7 protein-coding genes and 1 pseudogene are annotated in these 8171 nt (G+C 40.1%); all 8 read right to left on the bottom strand.

Annotation, left to right across the window (positions count from 1 at the left end; translation table 11 throughout):
* A partial coding sequence (locus B3473_RS03435; RefSeq protein ID WP_293652162.1) for an isoleucine--tRNA ligase occupies nucleotides 1-1400 on the bottom strand: 1400 nt, incomplete at its 3' end.
* A 314-nt stretch (nucleotides 1401-1714) separates the two neighbouring features.
* Nucleotides 1715-2497 (bottom strand): DivIVA domain-containing protein, encoded by a 783-nt coding sequence (locus tag B3473_RS03430; protein WP_154454446.1) that lies wholly within the window; start codon nucleotides 2495-2497, stop codon nucleotides 1715-1717.
* Between the two features lie 10 nt (nucleotides 2498-2507).
* Complete coding sequence (locus B3473_RS03425) at nucleotides 2508-3296, bottom strand: RNA-binding protein (RefSeq protein WP_154454447.1); 789 nt, start codon at nucleotides 3294-3296, stop codon at nucleotides 2508-2510.
* Nucleotides 3293-3553: a YggT family protein gene (locus B3473_RS03420; protein ID WP_154454448.1), complete on the bottom strand. Its 261-nt coding sequence runs from the start codon at nucleotides 3551-3553 to the stop codon at nucleotides 3293-3295. The genes B3473_RS03425 and B3473_RS03420 overlap by 4 nt, the downstream gene beginning before the upstream one ends.
* Nucleotides 3554-3565: 12 nt before the next feature.
* A pseudogene (locus B3473_RS07365) lies at nucleotides 3566-3868 on the bottom strand (cell division protein SepF); the annotation flags it as partial.
* Between the two features lie 305 nt (nucleotides 3869-4173).
* Nucleotides 4174-4848 carry a YggS family pyridoxal phosphate-dependent enzyme gene (locus tag B3473_RS03410; RefSeq protein WP_154454450.1) on the bottom strand — a complete coding sequence of 225 codons (675 nt, stop codon included), beginning with the start codon at nucleotides 4846-4848 and terminating at the stop codon, nucleotides 4174-4176.
* On the bottom strand, nucleotides 4848-6170 hold the full coding sequence (gene ftsZ / locus B3473_RS03405) for a cell division protein FtsZ (protein ID WP_154454451.1): 1323 nt from the start codon (nucleotides 6168-6170) through the stop codon (nucleotides 4848-4850). Before ftsZ ends, B3473_RS03410 begins: the two co-directional genes overlap by 1 nt.
* Nucleotides 6171-6192: 22 nt before the next feature.
* A complete protein-coding gene (gene ftsA / locus B3473_RS03400; protein ID WP_168261277.1) occupies nucleotides 6193-7557 on the bottom strand; it encodes a cell division protein FtsA in 1365 nt (454 codons plus the stop codon).
* Between the last annotated feature and the right edge of the window lie 614 nt (nucleotides 7558-8171).

Here is an 8171-nt window from a genome sequence, read left to right as displayed (position 1 = left end):
TAGAAGATTGGAAGTGGCACACCCCAAGCACGTTGACGTGAGATAACCCAATCGCCACGGTCACGAATCATGTTGTAAAGACGTGTACGACCCCATTCTGGATAGAATGTTGTGCGGTCAATTTCATCAAGAATGTCTCGACGGAATTTAGAAACTGATGCAAACCATTGTGGTACAGCACGCCAGATGATTGGTTTCTTAGTACGCCAGTCAAATGGGTATGAGTGAGTAATGGCTTCGCTAGCAAGCAAAAGGTCACCAAGTTTTTCAGTAACAGTTGGAACAACTTTATCGTAGAATTGACCTTGGAAATCTGGACCAGCATTTTCCATCATGATACCACGTTCGTCAACAGTAACAAAAACTTCCAATCCGTATTTAACACCAACGTTGTAGTCATCTTCACCAAAACCAGGGGCAGTATGGACAACACCTGTACCTGAATCAAGTGTAACGTGGTCACCCAAGATAACCAATTCATCCACTTCAGTATCCCATGGGTGTTCTGTAACGATATATTCGAGTTCAGTACCTTTATGTTTAGCGAGAACTTCAAATGATTCCCAACCAAATTTTTCAGCTAAGCTATCCAAAAGTCCTTCTGCAACAACGAATTTTCGGTCATTATTAGCAGGTTTCACAACGACATAATCCATATCAGGACCAACAGTCAAAGCGCGTGATGCTGTTACTGTAAATGGTGTTGTTGTCCAAACGACAATGTAAGTATCTGTATCAAGCACACCTTTACCATCTTTAACTTTATTGGCATAGTAAAGAGAAGTTGAATCAATATCGTGGTATTCAATTTCAGCTTCCGCAAGAGCTGATTCAGATGACCATGACCAGTAAACTGGCTTAGCACCACGGTAAATGTAGCCTTTGTCAGCCATAGCACCAAAGACACGGATTTGAGCCGCTTCATAAGCTGGTTTTAGAGTAATGTATGGATTTTCCCAATCAGCAGAAACTCCTAAACGTTTAAAGTCGTTACGTTGTTTATCCACTTGGCTAAGCGCATACTCACGACACATTTCAAGGTATTCTGTCAATGGAATTTCTTTGCGTTTCACACCTTTTTTGGACAACACTTGTTCAATTGGCAAACCGTGTGTGTCCCAACCAGGTACATAAGGGGCGCGGAAACCAGACATTGATTTTGAACGCACAATAATATCTTTAGAAATTTTATTCATGGCATGCCCAACGTGGATATTTCCGTTAGCGTACGGAGGTCCATCGTGGAGGTTGAAAGAAGGCTTGCCTTCGTTTAATTGTTGACGTTTGGCGTAAATATTAGCTTCTTCCCATTCTTGCTGCCATTTTGGTTCTTTGTTAGGAAGCCCAGCACGCATTGGGAAAGCTGTTTTTCCAAGATTAAGCGTTTCTTTTAGTTTCATAGCTACTCCTTATATAAATAATCTAACTGTCATCACACAAGCAACGACAGAAGGTTGACAGGGTTAAATAATAAAAAAGAGCTTTCGCCTCAAAAGGACGAAAGCTCGTGGTACCACCTTTGTTCAGAGATTTTATTTTCCTAAAAAAATCAGGTCAAACCAAATCTCCCTCTGCGACTCGTAAGGTAAGTCAGCCCTTTTATCTTACTTCATTCAGATAAAACGATTCGAAAATGATAATTGCCAATCTAGGGATTACAGGACTCACACCATCTCCTGCTCGCTGAAAATATGGATTAACAATCGCGTTTTTCTTAGTCTTCTTCGATATTCAATTTAAATGTTTGTGTTTCGCTGAGATTAACTGCTTCATCTGTATCTGCGTCAGCAGATTCGTCGTCAGCAGCTGCTAATTTTTGCGTTTCTTCAAGGTGTTTGTTGCTTTCTTCAACACGACGTTGCAATTCTTCCATTTCTTCTGGTGTGAATTGACGTGTCGCATCCATTGACAACTCATCATCCAATTCTGGAACTTCTTCGTCTAACACTTTCTCAACAACTTCACGAAAAGCTGCGTCTGAGTTTTGAAGATAAACGGCTGTTGGTTGCAACAATTCGTTCCATTCTGGTGAGTTAGCCAAGCTAAGTTGACCTTCAATAGCAGCTACCAAACGTTGGTGGAAGACGCGTGTTTGACGTTTCAAATCTTCTGTTTCCACAGCAACACGTTTTGCTTCGTCAGTTGCATCACGCAAAATTTGGTTGGCTTTTGATTTTGCTTCATCAATCAAATGTTGCGCATCGTAGTTCGCCTTGCTAACAAGGTTTGCTGCTTCGTCGTTTGCTGATGTTTTCACTTTTTCAGCTGTTTCTTGAGCAAGGATAACAGATTGGCTCAATGATTCTTTCATTTCATCAAAGTAAGCCAATTTATCTTCCAAATCTTTGATACGATTTTCTTGCTCATGGTTACGACGAACCAAGTTTTCGTAGTCTTCAACAACAATATCTAGAAATTCATTAACTTCTTCTTCGTCATAACCACGGAATTTTACTTTAAATGTTTTATCTTTAATATCAAGTGCTGTAAGTGCCATTGAATTCTCCTTATTTATGTATCATCTTATCTATGGTCAATTTCAATTTGCCGTTTTTGGTTATCCCATTATCGCTCAAAATTGAAAATCGACCAAACCCTCTTACACTAACTAAATCTCCAACTTGAAGAACTGTCGCTGTTTTATCGATCAGTTGATAATTAAGTTTGACTTTACCTGTTCCTATTAACTGCGCAGCTTGCGTTCTTGATAGCTTTAGCACAGTTGCCAGAATCTTATCCAGACGCATACTTGACACGATGACGTTTAGCTGCAGACTAGCCTGATTTGCAACGATGATATCGCTTAGAGGAATTTCTCTCAATGAAACACTCGTTCTGGCTATCTTTGTTGTATGGATTCTAATATAATCAGACATATTTCGCGAAACTAACACCTGAGCGTAGCCATCTGTTACCAAAATATCACCGATGACTGTCCGTTTAATGCCAAGATGATTAAGGAGAGTTCCCATAATCTGTGCATGGCTTAACTGGGCAAATTTTGACTGGTAACGCACTTCAAGCAAGGCTAATTCAAAATCTTCTACCTGACAGACATAATATTCTGGTGCGATAATCAGACGGGCATATTCACTAGCATAATAATCACTGGACACAAATGCTTTCAGTCCAAAATGATTAACCACCGTTTTCGCAATCTCGATTTGACGAGGATTTAAAAACTCCGTCAAAACATAGGCATAGGTTTCTTCTACCCGCTGAGCAAGACGTGTTATTTTATCAATAAAGTCATGCTCCTCAGGTCGAAAATGTTGATAGACTCCTTGTGATGTCATAAGGATGTGAATACCATAATCAGAATGCGGCTCAAAATATTAAGAGCGAACACCACAGCTATAATCGTAAAATCTAACCCCAAAAATTGAAGGTTAAAACGTCGGAAAGGTCTAATCACAGGCTCAACAATTTGTGTCAAAACCTGCCCCAACCAAGTATCGTAGGCTCCTGGGAACCAAGACAGTAAAGCGTAAGCAAATAGTAGATAAGAATAAAACTGAATCGTCTTTAGTAATACAATTAATATAAAAATCATATGTTATCTATATTAGCGTCTTTTCATGTCAAAATCAAATCCGACATCTTGACCATTATTTGGCATTGGAAGTTCTTCAACATTGACAATCACATTAAATGGTGTCAAAAGGTACATTGAACTACCTACTTTTTGAAGTGTTCCATAAAGCACTTTACTTGCGCCATCAATGAAATCAAGGCAACGACGTGCTTGAGCGTCTAGCATGTATTGAAAATCAATCAAAACACATTCGTTATTGTTTAACAAATCCACTACTTCTTGAGCATCCTCATATTTACGAGGGTATTTAAGCGTAATAGTTGTAGTTTGTTGATTCACATTTGCTTGCTCTTCACGGCGTTGGTTTAATGCGCGAACACGTTGCATATCTTCTACCGTCCTCTTTTGTTGAGATGAAGATGAGCGTTGAGCATCGTTACCATTAACCACGTGTTGAACGCGGTTAGATGGTTGAGGTTGTTCCATTGATCGTTTAATTGGCTGGACCTTTTCACTCTCTTGAGAGGCAGAAGGCTTGACCTCCTCACTCACTGTTGGCTCAACATCACTAACTTCATCAGTATCAAAATATGAAATTATTTTCTCAAATCTGTCTTTAAATGCCATCTTTTCTCCTGTTACTTAAAGAATGATGTCCCAATTCTGACGAAAGTCGCTCCGTTTTGAATAGCAAGCTTAAAATCACCGCTCATCCCCATACTTAATTCTGTAAATGGCATATGGGGTAAACCACGTTTTTGTAACTCTTGTCTAATCTGATTTGCTCTACCAAAAATGTCGTTTATCTCATTTCCAGAAGCATCTTTCGGAGCCATTGTCATTAGGCCCACCAGTTCCACTTTATCACATTCAGAGATAGCGGCTAAAGCTTCGTCAATTTCCGAAACTTTAAAACCGTGCTTACTCTCTTCACCTGAAATATTGACTTGTAGGAAACATTTGATTGTATGCTCCGCTCGTTTCTGAATTTCTAAAGCCAATTTGACAGAATCTAAGGCATGGAAGTAATCCACCAAGTTAATCACATTTTTAACTTTACGACGTTGCAAACTTCCAATCAAATGCCAAGTCAAAGGTCTGTCTTTCAAAGCTTCGTATTTATCAAGAAAAACATCAACCCTGTTTTCCCCAATATGGGTAATGCCAGTATCAATAAGACGAGCAGCCACACCACTGTCAACGTACTTCGTCACTGCGATAATATTGACACTATCCTTAGAGCGATTAGCGGCTTGCGCTGCCTGCGCTACTTGTTCAAAAACAAGGTCTTTATTCTTTTGAAAATCCGTCATTAACGGTTTTTAAAGAATGGTGGTGTTTCTAATTCATCGTCAGTTGTGTCGTTGCTTGAGAAAGTTGACATCGTCAATTTGCTGTCTAGTTCACCTTCTTTTGGACGGCTGATGTTGTCACGACGAAGGTCCCAGTTTCCAAATGAATTGTCTTTTTGTTGTGAAGCTGGGTTAGACGCTGGTTGTGATGTTGGTACAGTGTTTGTTGCACCCATATCATAGTCAAAGCTTGAACGACGTTCAAAAGCTGGTTGGCTTGATTGTTGTGCACGTTCAGAAGCGTATTGAGCACCTGCTGCTTGTTGTGCATTTGGTTGGTTAAATGAACGGTTTGATTGTTGGAAACCAGCCACTTTATCTGCACGGTCTTGGCGGACACCAGTTGCCACAACAGTCACACGGATTTCATCTTTCATGCTGTCATCAATAGATGTACCCAACCAAATGTTGACCCCTTTACCAGCAGCTTGGCTGATGATTTCAGAAGCTTCTTCGGCTTCAGTAAGAGTCATGTCAAGACCACCAGTAACGTTTACGATAACATCTGCAGCACCATCGATTGTTGTTTCAAGTAATGGTGAGAAGATAGCTTTGCGAGCAGCTTCTGTGATACGTTCTTCACCAGAACCGATACCGATTCCCATAAGAGCGTTACCTTTGTTTGCCATAACGGTTTTCACATCGGCAAAGTCAAGGTTGATAAGGCCTGGGCTTGTAATCAAGTCTGTAATACCTTGTACCCCTTGTCTAAGCACATTGTCAGCTTCGCTAAGTGCTTCAAGAAGCGGTGTCTTTTTATCCACGATTTCAAGAAGGTTGTTGTTTGAGATAATCAACAAAGTATCTACTTGTTCGCGAAGTTCTGCAATACCTTCAGCAGCGAAGTTGCCACGTTTGTTTCCTTCAAAACCAAACGGACGTGTGACAACGGCAACTGTAAGAGCACCCAAGCTTTTAGCAATACGAGCGATAACTGGCGCAGCACCTGTACCAGAGCCACCACCCATACCAGCAGTGATAAAGACCATATCAGAACCTGACAAAGCATCTGTCAAAGCTTCTTCGCTTTCTTCGGCAGCTTTACGACCAACCTCAGGTTGACCTCCAGCACCTAAGCCACGTGTTAATTTTGGACCTAATTGAATGACTGTTTCTGCTTTTGAAGAACTCAACGCTTGAATATCAGTGTTAGCAGCGATAAATTCAACACCTGCAACTCCTTCATCAATCATGCGGTTAATGGCATTTCCGCCACCTCCGCCGACACCGATAACTTTAATAATAGCACCTTGTACAGACGCTGCATCAAATGAAATTCCCATTTTTAATTTTCCTCACTTATTATTAATCAAACATACTTCCAAAAAGACCACGAATACGCTCTGTCAGGCTAGGTCTTGATGGCTCCTTATGAGCAGGAATACCCTGAGGAGCCTGCGGTGTAGGCTCGCTAACTACTGGAGCAACAGGCTCTGGAGCTGGTTGATAGACTGGACGTGGTTGTGGTTCTGGTTCAAAATCCACTGGCTTACGTCTAAGGAGTTCTTCACCAGAAACCGCACGTTGAGCAATCACATCTACCTCGCTCATCATGCCAACGTATTCTACCAAACTAATCACGTTGGCAAACATTGGGTTACGGATACCTACTTGGTTTGGCACGTGGAGTTTAACAGTGGTTCCGAAAATTTCTTGAGCCAACTCAACCACACCTGGCATAATCGCTCCACCACCGACAAGAATAATCCCTCCTGGCAAATCCAAGAGGCGTCCACGTTCCAAATCTTGTTTGACACGGTCTAAGATGTGGCGAACACGCGCAGAAATGATTTCTGCCAAGTAATGCTCGCTCACTGAAATTGGCGTGTCACTACCAACCACATCAACTTGAACACTTTCTGACTCACTTGCTTCTGCCAAGTTTGCTTGTCCAAAGTTGAATTTAAGCGCTTCTGCAATTTGCATTGATGTCTTCAAGACTTTCGAAATGTCTTTTGTGACATACTCTCCACCTTCTGGGTAGATGTTTGTGTATTGCAACTCTTGTGCGCGCATTGAAGCGACTGTTGTTTGACCGCCACCCATATCAATCACAGTAGCACCAAATTCACGTTCCCCTTCGTTGAGAACTGATTTCGCCAAAGCTAGTGGTGAAATAATCACGTTTTCCACGCTAATACCAGCACGCTCTACTGTCTTGCGAAGATTGTGAAGGATCGTGCTTGGCCCAGTGTAAATCAAGCCACGCATTTCCAAGCGAATACCCATCATGCCACGAGGGTCACGGATACCTTGGAAACCATCCACGATAAACTCTTCTGGAATGAGTGAAATCACTTCACGCTCTGGCGTAATGCTTTTTGTCAAAGCTGATTTCACGACACTATCAACATCTTCGTCTTTAATTTCTTTTGATTCGCTAGGAACGGGAATCATCCCTTGAGTAGGCTCAATTTGAAGAAGATTAGCTGGAAGACCGACGTTAATCTTATCAATGGTCATTCCGGCTTTTTCTTCTGCTTGTTCAACCGCTTTTTTGATTGCTTCAGCAGCAGCTTCAATATCTATAATAATTCCATCTTTTACTCCAGTGCTGGGAACGTTGCTCACACCAATGACGTTCATCTCGCCAGAAACAAATTCTGCTACGAGAACTTTAATCGAGCTTGTCCCTATATCCAAACCTGTAAAAAAGCCATTTCTAGCCATTCACTCGACCTCTCTATCTTTCCATTCATTTACTATTCTAAAATCTGCATAAAATCAGAAGTATTCAGAAAATATTATATCATAAAAAAACGTAAAATGTTATCATTTTACGTTTTTTGTTATAGAAATTTCCCTACTATTTAATATTGTAAAAAACGTTACAGTATAAAATACATACTAATATTTATAGGTAGAATATATTAATTACGATAAAATACACGTAACAAAAAACGTAACAAATTTTATAATAAATTTACGAGTTCAGCAGGCAGGAAAATAGCACCAGTAAGGTGCTTTTTTTAGTTGTCCTCGCCTAGTTTCTTTATTATATGGCTCTATAATTTCTGTAGTGGGTAAAACTACTGTAGAGATTATAGAGCTTTTTGAGTGTACACAAAAAGTCTCATAAGAACTATAATGAAAAGCAACCAAACCATCATTAGGAAGAACTTATGAGACTTATTAAGAACACCACAGAATTAATCGGAATTAAAGACCAAAATATCATTATTTTTTTTGCTTTTTTTCATCTTTTATTTTTTTGAAAACAATTTTTTATACAATAAGAAAACAAACAGACAAAGAAATATCAAACAAACATCTTTTGTAAAAAG

Source organism: Streptococcus sp. UBA632, assembly GCF_002300045.1.
GTDB lineage: Bacteria > Bacillota > Bacilli > Lactobacillales > Streptococcaceae > Streptococcus > Streptococcus alactolyticus.
This window is presented reverse-complemented; position numbering and strand designations above follow the sequence as displayed.

Coding starts and splice junctions, on each gene's coding strand:
- B3473_RS03430 (WP_154454446.1), bottom strand. CDS start 2,497: ATGGCACTTACAGCACTTGATATTAAAGATAAAACATTTAAAGTAAAA.
- B3473_RS03425 (WP_154454447.1), bottom strand. CDS start 3,296: ATGACATCACAAGGAGTCTATCAACATTTTCGACCTGAGGAGCATGAC.
- B3473_RS03420 (WP_154454448.1), bottom strand. CDS start 3,553: ATGATTTTTATATTAATTGTATTACTAAAGACGATTCAGTTTTATTCT.
- B3473_RS03410 (WP_154454450.1), bottom strand. CDS start 4,848: ATGACGGATTTTCAAAAGAATAAAGACCTTGTTTTTGAACAAGTAGCG.
- ftsZ (WP_154454451.1), bottom strand. CDS start 6,170: ATGGGAATTTCATTTGATGCAGCGTCTGTACAAGGTGCTATTATTAAA.
- ftsA (WP_168261277.1), bottom strand. CDS start 7,557: ATGGCTAGAAATGGCTTTTTTACAGGTTTGGATATAGGGACAAGCTCG.